The 18,939-nt window shown below is 65.1% G+C and carries 12 protein-coding genes; 4 read left to right on the forward strand and 8 right to left on the reverse strand.

From position 1 onward, the window contains the following. Positions 1–27 precede the first annotated feature (27 nt). Complete coding sequence (locus PQV96_RS20925; RefSeq protein ID WP_273624134.1) at positions 28–1,194, forward strand: acyl-CoA dehydrogenase family protein; 1,167 nt, start codon at positions 28–30, stop codon at positions 1,192–1,194. 139 nt (positions 1,195–1,333) lie between these two features. Beyond that, positions 1,334–2,452 (forward strand): glycerophosphodiester phosphodiesterase, encoded by a 1,119-nt coding sequence (locus PQV96_RS20930; RefSeq protein ID WP_420482171.1) that lies wholly within the window; start codon positions 1,334–1,336, stop codon positions 2,450–2,452. An 86-nt stretch (positions 2,453–2,538) separates the two neighbouring features. On the opposite strand, the gene PQV96_RS20935 is transcribed toward PQV96_RS20930, so the two are convergent. Then, positions 2,539–3,612, reverse strand: a complete 1,074-nt coding sequence (locus PQV96_RS20935; RefSeq protein ID WP_273624135.1) for a recombination-associated protein RdgC — start codon at positions 3,610–3,612, stop codon at positions 2,539–2,541. A gap of 350 nt (positions 3,613–3,962) precedes the next feature. Here PQV96_RS20935 and PQV96_RS20940 point away from each other — a divergent pair, with 350 nt between their 5' ends. Next, positions 3,963–4,517, forward strand: coding sequence for a Spy/CpxP family protein refolding chaperone (locus PQV96_RS20940; protein ID WP_273624136.1), 555 nt, complete (start codon positions 3,963–3,965; stop codon positions 4,515–4,517). Between the two features lie 95 nt (positions 4,518–4,612). After that, a complete protein-coding gene (locus tag PQV96_RS20945; RefSeq protein ID WP_273624137.1) occupies positions 4,613–4,873 on the forward strand; it encodes a hypothetical protein in 261 nt (86 codons plus the stop codon). A gap of 764 nt (positions 4,874–5,637) precedes the next feature. On the opposite strand, the gene PQV96_RS20950 is transcribed toward PQV96_RS20945, so the two are convergent. The 7 genes from PQV96_RS20950 to PQV96_RS20980 all read right to left on the reverse strand — a co-directional run bounded on the left by PQV96_RS20950 (position 5,638) and on the right by PQV96_RS20980 (position 18,724). Next, on the reverse strand, positions 5,638–10,170 hold the full coding sequence (locus tag PQV96_RS20950; protein WP_273624138.1) for a sensor domain-containing phosphodiesterase: 4,533 nt from the start codon (positions 10,168–10,170) through the stop codon (positions 5,638–5,640). Positions 10,171–10,416: 246 nt separating this feature from the next. Continuing rightward, entirely contained in the window at positions 10,417–11,526 is a 1,110-nt protein-coding gene (locus tag PQV96_RS20955) for a 3-deoxy-7-phosphoheptulonate synthase (protein ID WP_273624139.1), read from the reverse strand. Between the two features lie 48 nt (positions 11,527–11,574). Next, positions 11,575–12,078 (reverse strand): C40 family peptidase, encoded by a 504-nt coding sequence (locus tag PQV96_RS20960; protein WP_044397179.1) that lies wholly within the window; start codon positions 12,076–12,078, stop codon positions 11,575–11,577. Between the two features lie 138 nt (positions 12,079–12,216). Further along, complete coding sequence (gene leuA, locus PQV96_RS20965) at positions 12,217–13,902, reverse strand: 2-isopropylmalate synthase (RefSeq protein ID WP_273625295.1); 1,686 nt, start codon at positions 13,900–13,902, stop codon at positions 12,217–12,219. A 359-nt stretch (positions 13,903–14,261) separates the two neighbouring features. Continuing rightward, positions 14,262–16,169 carry a putative bifunctional diguanylate cyclase/phosphodiesterase gene (locus tag PQV96_RS20970; protein ID WP_273624140.1) on the reverse strand — a complete coding sequence of 636 codons (1,908 nt, stop codon included), beginning with the start codon at positions 16,167–16,169 and terminating at the stop codon, positions 14,262–14,264. Then, positions 16,166–16,708, reverse strand: a complete 543-nt coding sequence (locus tag PQV96_RS20975; protein WP_273624141.1) for a YfiR family protein — start codon at positions 16,706–16,708, stop codon at positions 16,166–16,168. The genes PQV96_RS20970 and PQV96_RS20975 overlap by 4 nt, the downstream gene beginning before the upstream one ends. A gap of 3 nt (positions 16,709–16,711) precedes the next feature. After that, positions 16,712–18,724: a TonB-dependent receptor plug domain-containing protein gene (locus PQV96_RS20980; protein WP_273624142.1), complete on the reverse strand. Its 2,013-nt coding sequence runs from the start codon at positions 18,722–18,724 to the stop codon at positions 16,712–16,714. Positions 18,725–18,939 lie beyond the last annotated feature (215 nt).

Genomic DNA, 18,939 nt, shown 5'->3' on the forward strand with positions numbered 1-18,939 from the left:
CTGGCAGCTCCTACATTCATAGCAACCATGCTTCCCAACACCCTCCTCACGGCCGAGCAGAAGGCCGAACTGCAAGTCTTCACCGAATCGCTGGAGCGCTTTTGCGATAGCGAGATCGAGCCCCATTACCGCGACTGGGAAAAGGCGGGCCTCGTCCACCGCGAGCTGTTCCGCAAGATGGGCGAGAACGGCTACCTGTGCGCCGACGTGCCCGAGCAGTACGGCGGCGCGGGGGCCAGCGTGCACTTCTCGTTCGCCGTGGTGGAGGTGCTCTCGCGCCGGGGCTACGGCGGCTTTGTGGGCGGGCTGCAGGTGCACAACGACATCATCCCGCCCTACCTGCTGCACTGCGGCACCGAAGCGCAGCGCGCATACTGGCTGCCGCGCATGGTCAGCGGTGAAGCAGTGGCAGCGATTGGCATGACCGAGCCCGGCGCGGGCAGCGACCTGAAAGCCATCCGCACCACGGCCAAACGGGATGGCAATGAGTACGTCATCAACGGCAGCAAGATCTTCATCAGCAACGGCCAGCACTGCGACCTGCTGGTGCTGGCCGCCAATACCGACCCGGCCGCCGGTGCCAAGGGCGTGAGCCTGTTCCTGGTCGATACGAAAAGCCCCGGCTTCACGCGCGGGCAGAACCTGGAAAAAATCGGCCAGCACGCGGGCGATACCTCCGAGCTGTTCTTCAACGACCTGCGCGTGCCTGCCGACGCCCTGCTGGGCGGCGTGGAAGGCCAGGGCTTTGTGCAGATGATGCGCGAGCTGCCGCGCGAGCGCCTCATCATCGGCGTGCAGGCGGTGTATGGCGCCAAGGGTGCGCTCGATGCCACGGTGAAGTACGTGCAAGAACGCCAGGCTTTTGGCCAGGCGATTGGCCAGTTCCAGAACACGCGCTTCACGCTAGCGCAATGCGCCAGCGACATCGCCGCCGCCGAGGCGTTTTTGAATGCCAGCGTGGCCGCCTACGAGCGCGGCGAACTCTCACCCGAAGCCGCAAGTGCGCTCAAGCTGCACACCACTGAAGTCATGGGCCGCGTGGCCGATGCCTGCCTGCAACTCTTTGGCGGCTACGGCTACATGGCCGAATACCCCATCTCGCGCTTCTGGACCGACGCGCGCGTGCTGCGCATCTACGGCGGTACATCGGAGATCATGAAAGAGCTGGTGGCGCGATCGCTGCTGGGGCGTTGAGAGACGGCACCGCAAAATACCAACAGTACGCACCCAGCGGCCACTCAGCGGTGGCAGCCCCGCCCGGGCACAGTACGTCACACCCTTTTCACAAGGGGCAGGGAGTATCGCCCGTCTTTCACAAAACGAGGAGAACCGTATGCAAATTCGAAACGTACTACTGGCCATGGCAGCCGCGGTGGTGGCATCCACGGCCTGCGCTGGCAGCGATACAACGGCCTGGCCGCCCACCCCCACCGTGATTGCCCACCGCGGGGCTTCGGCGCTGCGGCCCGAACACACGCTGGCTGCGTACCAAAAGGCGATTGACGACGGCGCCAACATCATTGAGCCCGACCTGGTCATCACCAAAGACGGCGTGCTGGTAGCCCGCCACGAGAACGCGATTGCCATCGTCAACGCCGACGGCAGCGTGCGCGAAGCCACCACCGATGTGATGGACCGCCCCGAGTTTGCCGCCCGCAAGACCACCAAGACCATCGATGGCAAGGCCATCACCGGCTGGTTTGTGGAGGACTTCACCCTGGCAGAACTCAAGACCCTGCGCGCACGCGAACGCATTCCGGCCATTCGCCCGGCCAATGTGGCCTACAACGGCCAGTTCGAAGTGCCCACGCTGCAGGAAGTGATCGACCTGGCCAAGGCGCAGTCCAGCGTGAAGGGCCGAGTCATCGGTATCGCGCCTGAAACCAAGCACCCCAGCTTCTTCCAGTCGATCGGCATGCCGCTGGAGCCCGCGCTGCTGGCGGTGCTGACCAAGAATGGCTGGAACAGCAAGGATGCACCCGTGTTCGTGCAGTCGTTCGAGGTGGCCAACCTGAAGGCGCTGCGCAAGCAGAGCACGGTGCGTCTGGTGCAGTTGCTGTCCAACGGCGGCCGCCCGTATGACTTCACCGCCTCGGGCAACCCCCAGACCTACGCCAACATGGCCACGGCCGCCGGGCTCAAGGAAATCGCCACCTACGCCGATGTGGTGGGCGCACACAAGGACCTGGTCATCCCCGTGAAAGACGGTGCCCTGGGCACCCCCACCACGCTGGTGAAAGACGCCCACGCGCTGAACCTGGCTGTGCACATCTGGACACTGCGGCCTGAAAACGCCTTCCTGCCCGCCGCCTACAAAAAGGCCCCCACCACGGACAACACCGTGCGCGGCGACAGCGTGAGCGAGATCCAGACCTTCCTGAAGGCCGGGGTGGATGGCTTCTTCACCGATGACTCGGCCGTGGGCCGCCTGGCGGTGGACAGCCTGAAGTAAACCGCTGCGCCCCCCATGAAAAATGCCGAGGTCACCCTCGGCATTTTTGTTGGCGCACCGGCCGCGCCAAGGTTCAGAACCGGCGCTCAGAACGGCGCCGATTCCGGGTCGGTATCCACCGGTGCAGTGGCCGGGCCGGTGACCACGCCCGCGCCCGACTTGCGGGGCGGCAGCGTGGCAGCTGCCGTAGCGGGTGCGGCGGTTGCTGCCGCTACTTTGGGAGCCGCTGCAGGGCCACCCGCTGCAATGGCTTCGGCCGCGCTGGCCACGCCGCTTTCGGCTTCGCCGCCCAGGGCTTCGATCAGGTCGGGGATGAGCTTGACCAGCTCGCCCGTGGCAATCGCCACATCGGTGTCAAAACCGCCGTCATCGGCCTTGGTGCCTTCAAACACCGTGTCCAGAAAAGCCACCTTCTTGAGCTGCATGCCTTCGGTCAGCATGAACGAGACGCGGTCGTCCCAGGTCAGCGCCAGCTTGGTGGGCAGCTTGCCAGCGGCAATGTGGGCCTGGATTTCCTCGATGTCGAGCGGGTGGCGCGCATAACGCACCACGGCCTTGGCTTCGTCCGCGCTTTTGAGCTCGCACTCGCGGTCAATGCTGAAGCCCACGGGCGGCTCTTGCGTGGCCAGCCAGTGCGCCATGGAGGCCTGGGGGCTGGTCTGCGTGTTGATGAGCGACACCGCGAGGCCTGGCAATGATTCCACCAGCAGGCTCACCACCTCGTCGGCGCGGCCTTGGGAGGAGGTGTCCAGCACCAGCAGGCGCGATTCGGTGTCAATCCACACCCACATGCTGCCCTGCTTGGTGAAAGCCATGGGCAACAAGTCCAGCTTGGCTTCTTCCTTGAGCTCCTTGCTTTCCTTCTTGCCGGGCTTGCGGCCGGTTTCCTGCTCGATGCGGGCGGCCTTTTCCTTCACGCGGCGGTTGAGCACCGAGCCAGGCAGCACCTTGGACTCGACCATGAAACGCAAAATCCACTGCCCGCCCACCGATTCGGCCAGCGCGCCATGCTGCTCGCCGCGCGGCGGCACCCAGCCCAGCGATTTTTCCTGGGTGGCCCCGCACTCCATGAAAGGGGCCTTGGCCAGGGCTTCTTCCACCTGCACCAAATCCGCCTGCCAGCCGGGGGCAATGCGGTACACGATCATGTTCTTGAACACGGAAATCCTTCGCTTCGTTGTCTGACTAAGGGCAATTGTCGGCGCTGGCGCGGGCTCCGCCGGGCCACGCGCCATTCGAGGTCTCCGCGCCGAACCCTAAAGATATCCACAGCCTGCAGCAATCGCTATCAATTCAATAGCTGCCTGCGCTTTCATTGATTGGCCTGGAGTCACTTTTTGCTAAAAACTGCGGCGGTTCCACCGCCGCGCCGTACACCCCGGCTTGTCACAACTTTACACAGGCTTCAATCCTGCTCACGCAGGCGATACATGGGCGGCGCACACTGCCTTCAACCGCTGCAACGGTCGTTGTGGCGGAGAACTTCACCCCCTGTGAAAGGACTGATTCCATGACCGCTGCATTTTCAAGCCGCCGCTGGGTAGCCACCGCCATGCTGGCCGCACTCACTTTGCCCGCCCTGGCCCAAACCCAGGCTCCTGCACCCGCTGCCGCGCAAGCCGCCAGCGCCCCCGCCCGCAAGGCCGGTGACATGGCGCAGCGCTACCAGGAACGCATGGCCCAGCGCCAGGCTGCCCTGAAAGAAAAACTCAAGTTGACCTCTGCCCAGGAAAGCGCCTGGACCCAGTTCACCGCCGCCATGCAACCTGGCGAGCGCCCCGCCCGCCCTGACTTCAAGGAACTGGACAAGCTCACCACCCCCGAGCGCATTGACCGCATGCGCGAACTGCGCGCCCGGCACACTGCCCAGGCCGACAAGCGCGATGACGCCGTGAAAACCTTCTATGCCGCCTTGAGCCCCGAGCAGCAAAAGACGTTTGACGCCGAATTCCACCGCCAAGGCCCCGGCAAGCACCGGGGTGGGCGCGACCATGGCGGCATGCATGGCCACCACCATGGCCCCGATGGCTACGGCGGCCGCGGCCCAGGCGGCCCCGCACGCTGATCTGGCGCATCCCTACCCCTGGGGGCCATTACCGCCCCCAGCAGCCCGCAATCCACCCGGATTGCGGGCTTTTTTCATGGTGCTGGCAGCAGCCTGTGGATAAAGCTGTGCTTTCTGGCGGAGCAACTACCCAGTTATCCACACAAAAATCCGCCGCGCCAAAGTTGTTGTCTGTCAGCCAGCGATTTCATACAGACCAGCGCACATGGTTTTTTGCAACGCAAGTGCGCGCAGCCATTGAGAAAAATGTAGTTGTCCACAAAAAAGGCGTTGCTCTACTACTACTGCTATTTCAATATAAAGCTTTTAAAGAACAACCTATCAACCGCCGGGAGGCAAAACGGGCAGGGTTGTGAATACCTGAAAAGTGGCGGGGCGGTGTGCGGGGTGTAGAAAAAAGGGGGGATTGGCCGGCGCATGGGGTGGGCTTGCAGGCACGAACCTGGGCAAACGCTGGCAGGTGCAACCCTTTTTTTGCGGCAATGCCCCGTTTTGCTATTAAAAAATGAGCTGATAGCGCTTGCTGGTAAAGCGCTAGCCTGCGTTTTGGCTGAAAAAAGGCGTTGCCGACGCGGTGCTGCATAAAACTGGGGATATTTCTGGCACAAGTGCTGGCTTATCCACAGAAAAAGTCGATGTGCCCGTTTTGTCCCCGCTGGCGTGACAGCGCCAACAGGGTTCGGCGCACAGGGTTTGCATCCACGCAAGTGCTTGTGGTGCAAAGGAAAAAAAGGGTTGTCCACACCCAGGGCCCTGCTCTACTACTACGACTATGTTTTTATAAAGACATTAAAGAAGAAGACAGAAGAACAACCGGGAAGGCGCAGCGCAGGCCCATGCGGTACGCCGGGCAGACGCTGGCGATGGAAAAGACAGGAAACCCCGGCGTTGGCAGCCAGGTGTGGGGGTTCTGGTGCGGTGCCGGGGCCTTCAAAGGCCGTCAGGCAGCCCACAACGCGCTGGATGACATCAACGGCTGGGGGGGTGGCGCTGCAATGGCGCAGTCCGCGCAAGGCCCCTTGGCGGGGCTGGAGGAGCTGGGCAAGTGGCGCGCACGGCCCAAGAAGACAAAAGCTGTGGGCGCGGCGGGGAAAACCGGCACAGGGTGCCGACAACACGCTCAGCCCTTCAGGGCTTGCGTGAGGAAGGCTTCGAGGTCTGCCACAGGCAGCGGTTTGCTGAACAGGTAGCCCTGGTACAGGTCGCAACCGGCCTCGCCTAGCGAAATGCGCTGCTCTTCGGTTTCCACCCCTTCGGCGATCACGTCCAGCCCCAGGCTGCGCGAGAGCCCGATGATGGTGTGCACGATGGCGGCATCGTTGGGATCGGAGAGCACGTCGCGCACAAAGCTCTGGTCGATCTTGAGCTGATCGAGCGGCATGCGCTTGAGGTAGCTCAGCGAGGAATAGCCGGTGCCAAAGTCGTCCAGCGAAAAACCCACGCCATAGGCGCGCAGGGCTTCCATGGTGGCGATGGTGCTTTCCATGTCTTCCACCAGCACGCTTTCGGTCAGTTCCAGCTTGAGCTGGCCGGAAGGCGCTCCTGTGATGGCCAGCACGCGCGCCACGTCGTCCACAAAGCTGGGGCTGCGGAACTGGCTGGAGCTGACGTTCACCGCCATGGTCAGGTCGCGGCGCAGGGGGTCGTCCTGCCAGCTGGCCAGCAGCTTGCAGGCGTGGTGCAGCACCCAGCGGCCTAGCGGCACGATCAGCCCGGTTTCTTCGGCCGGGGCAATGAAGTCGGAAGGCGGCACCATGCCGCGCTGGGTGTGCTTCCAGCGCAGCAGCGCTTCCACGCCCGCAATCGCGCCGCTTTGGCGCACCTGGGGCTGGAAGTGCAGAAAAAACTCGTCTTGCGCCAGGGCTGCGCGCAGGTCGGCCTCCAGCGCTGCGCGCGCCGTCACCACGGCCTGCATCTGCGGGTCAAAGAACCGCAGGGTGTTGCGCCCTGCAGCTTTGGCCTGGTACATGGCCAGGTCGGCCTGCTTGAGCAGCTCGCTCACGGTGGTGGATTCGGTGCCGGTGAAGGGTGCAATGCCAACGCTGGGGGTGCTGCGGTATTGGTAGCCCTGCAGCGGGTAGGGCATGGACAGCATGTTCAGGATTTTTTCACCCACGCTGCGCGCCTGCAGCACCAGGTCGTCGCCCGAGGCGCTGAGTTCTTCGAGCATGACCACAAACTCGTCGCCACCCAGCCGCGCCACGGTGTCCACGCTGCGCACGCAGTGGCCCAGCCGCTTGGCCACTTGCTGCAGCAGCAAATCGCCCTGGTCGTGGCCCAGGGTGTCGTTGAGCTGCTTGAAGTTGTCCAGGTCGATGAACAGCAGCGCCCCGCCCTGCTGGTGGCGCTGCGCGGCAGCCAGGGCATGGTGCATGCGGTCCATCAGCAGCATGCGGTTGGGCAGGTGGGTCAGCGGGTCGTAAAAGGCCAGGCGCTGGATTTCACGCTCGGTGGCCTTGCGTTGGGTGATATCGGTGTTGATGGCCAGGATGGACTGGGGCTGCCCGTCTTCGCCGCGCACCAGGGTCCAGCGCCCTTCCACATCGATGGTGCGCCCGTCACGGTGGCGCTGCACCAGCTCGCCCGTCCATTCGCCGTGTTCAAGGGTGGCTTCGGTGCCCCGCAGGAAGGGCGTGGGGTCTTCGTACAGCAAGGTCTGCACCGACTGGCCCAGCACCTGCAGCTGCGTCCAGCCGTACATGCGCTCGGCGCTTTTGTTCCAGTAGATGATGCGGTGCTCCAGGTCGCGCACCAGAATGGCGTCCTGCGCCTTGTCCAGCAGCGACGCCTGGTGGCGGATGCGGGCATCGGCGGCCTGGCGCTCGATCTCTGCCGAGGCCCGGGCCGCAAAAATCTGCAGGGTGGAGGTGACAAAGTCCGGGTCGGTCAACGCCTGGCGGAACAGCACGAAAATGGCGCCAATCACCTGTCCGTCGGTACTGCACAGCTGCTGGCCCGCACAGGCGCGGGCTCCGATCTTGCCGCCCAGGTACGAGTGCGGGTAATGCTGCAGCACATGGTCGGCCACCACGTATTGCCGCTGCGTCAGCAGCTGCATGCAGGGGGAGCCTTCCATGGGCATGTCAAAGGCGGGTTGCTCCACCCCGTCGATGACGGTGGCCAGGCTGATGGCACGGGGGGGCTGGCCGGAAGGTTGGCTCATGCGCATCACACAGCCGGCCTGCGCGCCCAGCGCCTCGGCCATGTTGGTGGCCAGCTGCACAAAAAACGCCGTGCCGGTGCTGGCCGACACCGCCGCCGCCACCTTGATGACCGAATCCAGAATGCGCTGCTGCGCCTTTTGGGCACGCAAGCTGGTGATGCCGAACGCCAGGTCGTTGGTCAGGTCTTGCAGCAGCGCCGTTTCCTGCGGGCTGATGTGCAGGATTTCCGGGGCGTACAGGTACAGCAGGCCAAAGGTCTTGTCCTGTGCGCGCAGGGGCAGGCAAATCACGCCATGAAAACCGTTGTCGAGCATGCGCTGGGTCCAGTCGCCCAGGTCGTTGCTCTTGCGCAGGTCGTGCACGATCACGGGCTGGCCGCTGCGCACCGCCTGACCGGCAGGCCCTCGGCCGGAGGGGCTGTTTTCGTCCCAGCTCACGCGCAACTTGTCCAGATACTCGTGCGTGTAGCCAGCGTGGGCCGCGCGGGCAATCGTCTTGTGTTCGTCGTTGTGGGCAAAGCCCACCCAGCCCATGCGGTAGCCGCCAATGTCCACCGCGATCTGGCAGATGGCCTGCAGTAAGGCAGATTCAGACGTCGCGCGCACCAGGGTTTCGTTGCAGGCACTCAGCAGCTTCTGGGCACGCGCCATGCGCGCGATCTCGCGTTCGGCCCGCAGGCGCTCGGTCACATCCACCGCCAGCACCTGGCGGGCAGCTACGCCGTTGAAGCTGATGCTGCCGGCAGTCACTTCTGCGTCAAACAGGCTGCCTTCCTTGCGCAACTGCTGGCACAGTGCGGGCACATGCCGACTTTCTGAGGCCGTGGCATGCACGGCGGTGCGCACGTTCTCACGCTCCGAAGCGGGAAACAGGTCCAATAGCGTCAACTGCAACGCCTCGGCTTCGGTGTAGCCGTATTGCAAAAGCATGGCCCGGTTCACCGCCAGCAGGCGCAGGCTGGCGCTTTCGTACACCCACATCGGGTGCGGGTGCTCGTTGAACATCAGGCGGTACTGCCGCGCAGACGCTTCAAGCTGGCTGGTCACATGCCGCAGCTGCACCGTGGTGCCGAGGGATTCGGTGAGTATTTCCAGCCGGTTCACATCTTTGCGCGAAAAGGCATCGGGCTGGTCGGAGGTAACCTTGAGGCTGCCCACGATGGGGTTGCCCGCGCGCAGCGGAGTGGCGATCACCGAGCGAACGCCCCAGCGGTGCGGCATGGACGCCATGTCCCACCCGGCCGCCTGGGTGTCGTTGCACCACACCGTGCGACCCTTGCGCAGCGCAGGCCACAAGATGCTGTCGTGCACCGACAGCAGGTTGCCTTCAGGGCGCACCATGTCGCCCACCGACGCCTTGGCCACCAGTTGCTCGGCCTCCAGCAACTCGATCATGGCCCCGCGCGCGCCCGTCTGTTTTTGCACGGTGTGGGCCACCAGCCGCAGGGCGTCGGGCAGCGCCATGTCCAGCGACGAGATTTGCTGCTGCACCTGCAGCAGCTCGGCGTGGTGCTGTGCGTTGCGCTGGGCCTGCATTTCGGCCTGGTGCTGCGCAGAGATGTCCTGGAACGCGCCTTCGACCCGCACGATCCGGCCCGCTTCATCGCGCACGGCATGGCCGCTGGTGCGCACCCACAGCCGCTGTCCTTGCGGCAGCGGCACCTCGGCCACCTCGTCCAGGTCGCGCCCGGTTTGTATGCAGTTAGCAAAGGCCTGCTGCATCCGTTCGTGAAAGGGGGGCTGGAAGGCTTTCAACACCTCGTCCAGGGCGTACGTGGCAGGGCGGTCTTCGCTGGTGGACTCTTCTGCGCGGCGCATGCCAAAGGTGCTGGCAATGCCGGAAGACAGCGTGAACGCCCGGCTGGGCAGTTCCATCACCCAGCCACCCAGGCGCGCCACGCGACCCGCGGCCTGCAGCACGTTGTTTTGCGCTTGCAGCGCGGCACGCATCTGTTCGCGCTCTTGCAGCGCCAGGGACAGCTGCAGTTTTTGCCTGCGCAGTTCCAGCTGGTCCATGGTCTGGCGGGCCAGCATCTGCAGCGCTTGTAATTCCTCCGCCGCCAGGCCCCGGCAGCGTGTGTCCATCACCGCCAGGGTGCCCAGGGCATGGCCTTCGTCCGTGACGAGGGGGATGCAGGCGTAAAAGCGGATGTGGGGCTCACCCACCACCGAAGGGTAGGTGGCAAAAAGGGGGTGCCGGGTCGCGTCTTCCACCACGGTGGGCTGGTGCGGGTTGCGCAAGGCGTGGTCGCAAAACGCCACAGCGCGCGGCGTTTCGCGCATGGGCAGGCCCACGGCGGCCTTGAACCACTGCCGCTCGGCATCCAGAAAATTCACCACTGCCATGGGCGCGCTGCACAGCCGCGCCGCCAGCACGGCCAGCTGGTCGAAAGAATCTTCGTGGTCAGTGTCCAGGATTGCGTACTCTGCCAGCGCCCGCAGCCTGGCGGCATCGGTGGAGGGCAGGGGCGGGGACTGCAAGGCTGCCATGGTCACACAGACCTCCATGGGGATGGCCTGCGGTGTATCGGCAGTGGTCGATCAGAAAAATTCACCAGCATGGAATGGCCTGGGCCCCGCCAGGAACGGATGGACAAGCTCGGGGGCGCTCGGCGCCAATGCTACACCTTGCAACAAGTGCGCGCGCACATTGGGGCTGGCAGACGCTCTGCCCGTTCCTGGCCCTCATGTTCCCTTCAGCCAGTGAGGCGGGTGGGCACCGCCCGCCTCAGGCGTTTATGCCGCTGCGCGTTGGGCCCGGCGGGCGCGCACGGCGGCGGCCAGTTCCTGCAGCACCGGCACGGTCTGGGCCATGCTGATGCAGGCGTCCGTCACCGACACGCCCTTTTGCAGCGCCTGGCCGGGCACGATGTCCTGGCGGCCTTCCTGCAGGTGGCTTTCAATCATCAGCCCGGTGATGCGGTGGTCGCCCGCCGCAATCTGGCCAGCCACGTCTTGCGCCACGGTGATCTGGCGTTGGTGCTGCTTGCTGCTGTTGGCGTGGCTCACGTCGATCATCACCTGCTCGCGCAGGCCAGCGGCCTTGAGCACGGCGCAGGTGGCGTCCACATCGGCAGCGCTGTAGTTGGGTTGCTTGCCGCCGCGCAGGATCACGTGGCAGTCCTGGTTGCCGCGCGTTTCAAAAATGGCGGCCTGGCCCATCTTGGTCATGCCCATGAAGGCGTGCGCCGCCTGCGCGGCCTGAATGGCGTCGCTCGCTACTTTGACGCCACCGTCGGTGCCGTTCTTGAAGCCCACGGGGCAGCTCAGGCCGCTGGCCAGCTGGCGGTGGCTCTGGCTCTCGGTGGTGCGCGCACCAATGGCGCCCCAGCTCACCAGGTCGCTGATGAACTGCGGCGAGAGCAGGTCCAGAAACTCGGTGCCCACGGGCAGGCCGGTGGCCAGCACTTCCAGCAGCAGCTTGCGCGCCAGCTCCAGCCCTTCGTTGATGGCGAAGCTGCCGTCCAGGTGCGGGTCATTGATGTAGCCCTTCCAGCCCACGGTGGTGCGGGGCTTTTCAAAGTACACGCGCATCACCACCAGCAGGTCGTCCTGCAGCGCATCGGCCTGTACCTTCAGGGCGTGGGCATATTCCATGGCCTGGGCATGGTCGTGGATGGAGCACGGACCCACCACCACCACCAGCCGGTCGTCCTGGCCGTGCAGCACGCGCGAGATGGCGGCGCGGCTCGATTCCACCAGCGCCAGGGCGGCTTCGGTGGGCGGCAGCCACTCTTGCAGCAGCGCGGGCGTGATGAGCGGGCGCACGGCCTTGATGCGCGTGTCATCAATGCGTGTGGTGTCGTGGGTGGAAACGGGGGTGGCTGAGCGGTGTGCGTGGGTCATGCCCCCGATTGTCGCGCGGCGCGGCGAAGCCGCTCAGGGCGGCCGAATTCAGGGCCTGCGAAACGAGGCGTTTTGCTTCGCCCAGTACTTGGATTCCAGGTGGTCCATGCGCACCTCGCCGCCGGTGGAAGGCGCATGCACGAAGCGGCCTTCGCCCACGTAGATGCCGGCGTGCGAAGGGTTGCGGCCCCGGCCAAACACCACCAGGTCGCCGGTGCGCCGTTCGCTGCGGTCAATTACCTGGCCCCAGCTGCTCAGTTGCGCCACGGTGCGTGGCGGCGCGGAGCCCACCTGGTTGCGGTACACATAGCCAATGAGCCCGCTGCAGTCAAAGCCCGAGTCTGGTGTGTTGCCCCCGTAGCGATACGGCGTGCCCACCAGCCCCAGGGCGTGGATGGCAATGCCGTGGGCTTGCTCGTCCGACAGCGTGGGCGCTGCCGAGCGCTGTGTGGGCCAGGCCCCTGGGGCGGTGGGCGATGGGGTGGGTGGAGTGCTGCAACCGACCAGGGCCACAGTGGCCGCCAGCAGCAGTGAACAGGAAAGGGCTCGCATGGGCCGAAGGGTAACGGATGCCGTGGGCCCTTGCCAATGCTGCCCGGGGCCGCAGGGTTTTTGAATGAAACAAGGCTACAGCGCTTGCTGGATAATCGCTAGCAGCTATGTTTTATATAGCATCACTAGGCCGATGGTTCAGGCGTGCGCAGCAGCTGCGCCAGCCTGGTGCGGCAGCCGTTGTGCCAGGCGGTTGGCCACGCTCACAATGGCCTGCACCGATGCGGTCACGATGTTGTGGCTCATGCCCGCGCCAAAGGTGGCACCGTTCACGCCCTCCATGGCGGCTTCCACAATGGCCAGCGCCTGGGCGTTGGCGCCGCTGCCGGTGGCGCGCTCTTCGTAGTGGTCTATGCGCAGCGGCAGGCCCAGCGCGTCTACCGTGGCGGCAATGGGGCCGTTGCCCTGGCCGCGCAAGGTCTGGCGCACGCCATGCACCGTCACGTCCAGTTCAATGCCCTGGCCGTCTTCGTCCAGCCGGTGGGTGTGGCACACCACGGCGGGTGCGGCCGGGGCGCGCAGGTAGGTGGCCTGGAACAGTTCCCACAACTGCGTGGCGCCCATCTCGGTTTCGCTCGCGTCGGTATGGCGCTGCACCACGGCGCTGAACTCCACCTGCATACGCCGTGGCATCACCACGCCGTGTTCGCGCTCCAGCAAGAACGCAATGCCGCCCTTGCCCGACTGGCTGTTCACGCGGATCACGCTGTCGTAGGTGCGGCCCAGGTCCGCCGGGTCGATGGGCAGGTAGGGCACTTCCCACAGCGCATTCGGGTCTTGCGCGGCAAAGCCCTTCTTGATCGCGTCCTGGTGCGAGCCCGAGAACGCGGTGAACACCAGGTCGCCCGCGTACGGGTGGCGCGGGTGGATGGGGATGCCTGTGCATTCTTCGGCCACGCGCGCCACCGCGGTGATGTTGGAAAAATCAAGCTGCGGGTGCACGCCCTGGGTGTACAGGTTCAGCGCCATGGTCACGATGTCCATGTTGCCGCAGCGCTCACCGTTGCCAAACAGGCAGCCTTCCACGCGCTGGGCGCCCGCCATCACTGCCAGCTCGGCGGCGGCCACGCCGGTGCCCCGGTCGTTGTGGGTGTGTACCGACAGCACGATGTGCTCGCGCGGGCTCAGGTGGCGATCCATCCACTCGATCTGGTCTGCAAACACGTTGGGCGTGGCGTTTTCCACCGTGGTGGGCAGGTTGATGATGATGGGGCGGCCGGGCCCGGCGTTCCACGCGGCAATGGCTGCCTGGCAGGCCTTGAGCGAGACGTGCAGTTCGGTGGCGCTGAAGGTTTCGGGGGAATATTGCAGCGTCCATTGCGTTTCGGGCCGCGCATCGGTGAGCTGCTTGAGGTAACCCACATGGTGGGTGATGAGCTGCATCACCTGTGTGACGTTCATGCCAAACACCATGCGCCGCCACGCGGGCGCGGTGGCGTTGTACAGGTGCACGATGGCGCGCGGTGTGCCTTTGACTGCTTCAACGGTGCGCGCAATCAGGTCTTCGCGCGACTGGGTCATGACCATGAGGGTCACGTCCTCGGGGATGAGGTCTTCGTCAATGAGGCGGCGCACGAAGTCAAAGTCGGTCTGCGAGGCGGCCGGAAATCCCACCTCGATTTCCTTGAAGCCGATGCGCACCAGCTCCATGAAGAGTTTCATCTTGCGTTCGCCGTTCATGGGCTCAAACAGCGCCTGGTTGCCGTCGCGCAGATCGGTAGAGAGCCAGCGCGGCGCGCGGGTGATGCTGCGGCTGGGCCACTGGCGGTCGGGCAATGCCACGGGGGCCATGGCTTGGTATTTGGTGGCGGGTTTGGCGATCATCATGGCAAGGCTCCACTTCGGTGGTGCCGGGCTGCGGGAGCACGTGGAGTGCGTTGTGGCAGCAGCCCCGGCACGGGTCATCAGAAACAAATCGGATGACGTCCCCTGCAGCCCCTTGCGCATGGCACAAGAGCTGGTGTGGGGGCCGGGGTCAGGGGGATGTCGGGTGGTTCAACGGCTGCGCGAGGTGGCAGCCGGGTGTGCGAACGCGTGCAGACCCCGGCCAAGCACTAGTAGGCTTAGCGGTAGTGGGGACAGGCGCAGGGTGCGTTGCATAGGAGACAAATGCTAGCACAGGCACCTGGGCGCGGAGCCTTGCGGGCGGCGCGCGGTCATGCGCAGTGACACATGCAATGCCGTCAGTGCGAAGCCTGCAGTTCCACAAACTGCTGCACGGGCATGGGCCGCGCAAAGGCATAGCCTTGCAGCACATCGCAGCCCTGCTCCACCAGGTACTCGGCCTGCTCCAGCGTTTCCACGCCTTCGGCGGTGACTTCCAGCCCCAGGCCGTGCGCCAATGCCACGATGGCGGTGACGATTTTGCGGCTGTGCTCTTGCGCGGGCAGGTCGCGCACGAAACTGCGGTCGATCTTCAGGCGCCGCATGGGCAGCTGGCGCAGGTAGGCCAGCGACGAATACCCGGTACCAAAATCGTCAATCGCCAGGTGGATGCCGAGCTGGCTCAGGCGGTGCAGCGTGTACGCGCCGGCTTCCATGTTTTCCATCAGCACGGTTTCGGTCAGCTCGATCTCCAGAAGGTCGGCAGGCAGCTTCTCTGCGCGCAGGATGTCCATGACCTGCTCCAGAAACTGCGGGTCGCCCAGCTGGCGGGCCGAAATGTTCACGGCCACACGCAGTGGGTGGGCGTGTCTGCCCTGCCAGCGCGATGCGTCACGGCACGCCGTGCGCAGCACCCAGTAGCCCAGCGGCACGATCAGGCCGCAGTCTTCCGCCACTGAAATCGCCTCCAGCGGGGGCACGTTGCCCAGCTCGGCATGCGTCCACCGCAGCAGGGCTTCGGCGCCCACCAGGGCTTTGTCGCGCGCGCTAAACAGCGGCTGGTAATGCAGCGCCAGGCCGTGGCCGCCTTCCAGCTCGGCGCGCAGCGCTTGCTCGATCGCCTGGCGGCGCACCATGGCCTGGTTCATCGACGCGTCAAAGCGCACGCAGCGGTTCTTGCCCAGCTCCTTGGCGCGGTACATCGCCGTGTCTGCGTTGCTGACCAGGGCATCCATGTCCGGAGCGTCGTCGGGAAAGGACGCAATGCCGGCGCTGCACGTCACGTTCACCTGCTGACCGGCTTCGGTATAGGGGAGCTCAAAGACGCTGATGATCCGCTCGCCGTACTGACTCAGGGCCTCGTCATCCATGTTCTGGCGCAGGATCACGGCGAATTCATCGCCACCCATGCGCGAGATGCTGTCGCTGCGGCGCATCACCGACTGCAGGCGGCTGGCCACCTGGCGCAGCAGCCCGTCGCCCGCTGCGTGGCCGAAGGTGTCGTTGAGCGTCTTGAAGTTGTCCAGGTCGATGTACACCAGAGCCACCCGCTGGTCCGTGCTGCGTGCCAGTTCAAGCTCTGCGGCCAGCCGCTCGTTGAAGGCATGGCGGTTGTTCACGCCGGTGATGGCATCGGTGTGGGCCAGCACTTGCAGGCGGTTTTCGGCCTCGCGCACCACTGCGCGGCTGCGCAGCACAATGGCCGTGGCCAATGCCATCACACAGGCGGCGATGAGCGAAGCGCTCAGAAAGCGAAAGCCCAGGCGCTTGTACACAGCCTCCATCGACTTGCGCACGTACAGGGTGCCCACTTCGGCATCCGCGCCGTGGATGGGGTGCGTGATCTCCAGCATGGTCCACCCGGCGCGCTCGGCAATGCGGTCCATGCCCGTGGCGCGCAAGGTGGTGGGGAATTGGGGGTCGCGCGAGCGGGCGTAGTGCGCCAACAGCACGCCGTCCCGGTCATACACACCGGCGCTGAGCACCATGGACGATGAGCGCAGGGCCGACAGCATCTCGGTGGCGGTTTCGGTGTCGCGGAACACCACGGCGGCCGAGACGTTGTCGGCCACGATGGCGGCCTCCACGGCGCTGTCTTGCAGCATGGAGGCGCGTGCGCTCCAGTAATCCACCGCCGTGAGCGCCAGCACCACCGTGAGCAGTGCCAGCCCAGCCGTCCAGATGCCCGTGACGACCAGCTTGGACGACAGCAGCAGCGGCTGCAACTGCAGGGCCACGGTAGATGTGGGGGATGCCTTGCTTTTCATCGGGTGCCTTTGGCCAGGCGCAGCAGCCGGGAACTGATGGTGAGGCCGGCCTTGGTGGCCGCTTCGGCGTGGATGTGGAACACCACGCGCCCATCGGATTGCGCCAGCGCGATCACGATGTCGGGGTCCACGAAAGTCATGTCGTCGGCAATCGTCAATACGCCGTGGCCCTGCGGCGCGGCCCGCAGAGCGCGCAAGACATGTTCGGCATCAGGGTTGTGCACGATCAGGGCTTCGCACTCCCGCAGGGTGGCGACTTCCAGGTGCCGGATCTTGATGGCCTGGCCCCGGGTGGTCTGCTTGTTTTCCAGCGCCGTGAGCGAGCGCTTCAACGGGCTGAAGGGCGATACACAAACGGTGAATTCGTTGCCGCTTCCCTGCTTTTCGGGCCATTCGATGAACTGGATGAAGTTGAAGATGTAGGCAGCCTTCAGGTCCTGCTCTGCCACGGGCTCTGCACTGTGCGCCGCAGTCCAGGCGCCGCACAGCAGGGCCAGCCACCACAGTGGCTTGCCGCAGGAGCGCAAGAAGCTGTGCATGGCTCAGAACGCGTAAGTGAGCTTCACGCGGAAGGTGCGCCCGTCCTGCCGCAGGGCGTCGTCCCGTATTTCCAGCGATGTGGCGCTGTAATGCCGCTGGTTGAACAGGTTGTAGATGCCCAGCGACACATCCACCTGCGAGATGCGCATGGAATAGTTCACATTGGTGAGGAGATGCCCCGGCAGGTTGGTTCCGCGGGAGGTGCTGCGCGACCCCACGCCAATGGTTTCGATGGCATAGCGGCCCCGGCCCCAGGCGCTGGCGGGGGCTGCGCTCACCGTGTCAGACCACTGCACTTTGAGCAAATGGCGCGGCGAGTTGCTCAGCGTGCCATCCACGGACGAGTCGCGCGCTTTTTGCCAGCCATACACCAGGCGCAGGCGCTGCCCGGCCTGCCAGCGCTGCTCCAGCTCGGCCTCCACGCCGTGCACTTTGACCGAGTGCGTGTTGTCCAGCAGGTAGCGGTCGATGCTGGCTGCAGCGCTCATCGAAATGAGGTCTTTCACTTCAGAGCGGAAGGCCGTCAGCAGGTAGCGTGTGCCGCCGGAGGGGGCGTGCTCCAGCGCCAACTCGGTGGTGCGCACACGCTCCGAGCGGACATGCTGGCTGTCCACAATGCCGCCGGGCTGGTCCACGCGGTAGTCGCGCTCGTATGCGTTGGGTGGCCGGTAGGCAGTGCCGTGCAGCAGCTTGATGGCGGTGGCCGGGTTCCACCAGTACACCAGCCCCAGCCGCGGATTCAGCGTGCCGGAGCTGCCCGTCTGCTTGCCCCAGCGCAGGCCGGTGTGCAGCGTCAGGTTGGGTTGCAAGGCGAATTCGTCCTGCACATACACGCCTGCCACGTCGCCTGTGCGCCGGGCGTTCAGGTACTCGGCCGGTGGGTCCAGGTCGGCGTTGGTCTGGGTGATGCGCGTGTCGCGCCGGTAGTCCAGGCCCCACACCAGCTTGTGGCGTGCCAGGGCTGTGCTCACCCACTGCAATTCACCGCCCCACCACTGCCCGGTACCCACGTCGCGGTTGACGGTGAGCGGTGGGTAGTCGTACACATAGTCGCCCACGTACTGGTAGCGCGCTGCGTGGGCACGGCCGGTGAAGGCCAGCGTGGGCGAGACTTGCGCGGTGTACTCGGCCGCCAGGCGGGTGCTCTGGTCGGTGACCCGGGAGCGCGGGTCGTTGAACACCTGCGAGTACGCCGCCGTGGGCACGCCCTTGTGGCGCTCGGCATGCGCCAGGGTCAGCGCCAGACCATCGCGGCGCATGCGGGCAAACAGCTGGGTGCTGCGGTCAAAGTCCAGCCCCTGGGCCACGCCGTGGTTGCTGTTGGGGGCGTCGTAGCTTGGGAAGTAAAGGTCTGCGCCCCGGCGCGTGGCCCGGGTGGCTGCCACCAGCCAGTCGCCGCCGTAGGCATCCACGGTGCCCACCGACAGGCGCGCCTTGGCACTGCCCTGGCTGCCCGCTTCCACAGCCACCTGGGGCCCGGGCAATTGGTGCCCGTCGCGCGTGATGACGTTGACCACGCCAAAGAAAGCGTTGGCCCCGTACACCGCCGAGCCCGGCCCGGAGACAAACTCCACCCGCTCGATCAGGTCCAGATCTATCGGGAAGTTGGTGCCAATATTGGCCTGGTCGTAGAGGTTGTCGTTGAGCCGCACCCCGTTGACCAGCAACAGCACGCGCGTGTTGTAGTCGCCCGGCGTGGCAAAGCCCCGGGTGCCGAGGTAATGGTAGGCGCGGTCGTAAGACACATACAGCCCGCGCATGCTGGCCAGCACCTCTGCCAGCGAGCGGTAGCCAAAAAGACGGATGTCCTCGGCAGTGACCACGCTGACGGCCGCCGGAGCTTCCAGCGCGGTTTGTGCGTAGCGGCTGGCGGTGGTCACCTGCATCTGCATCAACTGTTCCAGTGGCAGATCGACCATGTCTGCCTGCGCATAGACGCTGGTGATGCCAGCGAGCAGCCAGGAAACGACCAGGGGCCGCAGCGTGCGCTGGCGAGGGGGTGAGCCTCGTTTCATGGGCGTTGCACAGTCAGTGGCTGGCCGGTGGTCTGTCAAACAGGGTTAAACAGGGCGGCTGGCTAGTGGAAGAACATTTTTATCAGAATTATCAATATTGTAGCAAATGACCTGTGCGTGCTTTGCTGCAGATACCCGTGTTGTAAATAAATGTGGGAGGGCTTGGAGCGAATGCAGGCCGCGGTAGCCACACCGTGCAAATGGCTGAAACGAAG

Source organism: Acidovorax temperans (assembly GCF_028596105.1).
Classification (GTDB): Bacteria; Pseudomonadota; Gammaproteobacteria; order Burkholderiales; family Burkholderiaceae_C; genus Acidovorax; species Acidovorax temperans.

Bases quoted from the DNA above. Each gene is read 5' to 3' on its own strand.
- PQV96_RS20925 (WP_273624134.1), top strand. From the start codon at position 28: ATGCTTCCCAACACCCTCCTCACGGCCGAGCAGAAGGCCGAACTGCAA.
- PQV96_RS20930 (WP_420482171.1), top strand. From the start codon at position 1,334: ATGCAAATTCGAAACGTACTACTGGCCATGGCAGCCGCGGTGGTGGCA.
- PQV96_RS20940 (WP_273624136.1), top strand. From the start codon at position 3,963: ATGACCGCTGCATTTTCAAGCCGCCGCTGGGTAGCCACCGCCATGCTG.
- PQV96_RS20950 (WP_273624138.1), bottom strand. From the start codon at position 10,170: ATGGCAGCCTTGCAGTCCCCGCCCCTGCCCTCCACCGATGCCGCCAGG.
- PQV96_RS20955 (WP_273624139.1), bottom strand. From the start codon at position 11,526: ATGACCCACGCACACCGCTCAGCCACCCCCGTTTCCACCCACGACACC.
- PQV96_RS20960 (WP_044397179.1), bottom strand. From the start codon at position 12,078: ATGCGAGCCCTTTCCTGTTCACTGCTGCTGGCGGCCACTGTGGCCCTG.
- leuA (WP_273625295.1), bottom strand. From the start codon at position 13,902: ATGATCGCCAAACCCGCCACCAAATACCAAGCCATGGCCCCCGTGGCA.
- PQV96_RS20970 (WP_273624140.1), bottom strand. From the start codon at position 16,169: ATGAAAAGCAAGGCATCCCCCACATCTACCGTGGCCCTGCAGTTGCAG.
- PQV96_RS20975 (WP_273624141.1), bottom strand. From the start codon at position 16,708: ATGCACAGCTTCTTGCGCTCCTGCGGCAAGCCACTGTGGTGGCTGGCC.
- PQV96_RS20980 (WP_273624142.1), bottom strand. From the start codon at position 18,724: ATGAAACGAGGCTCACCCCCTCGCCAGCGCACGCTGCGGCCCCTGGTC.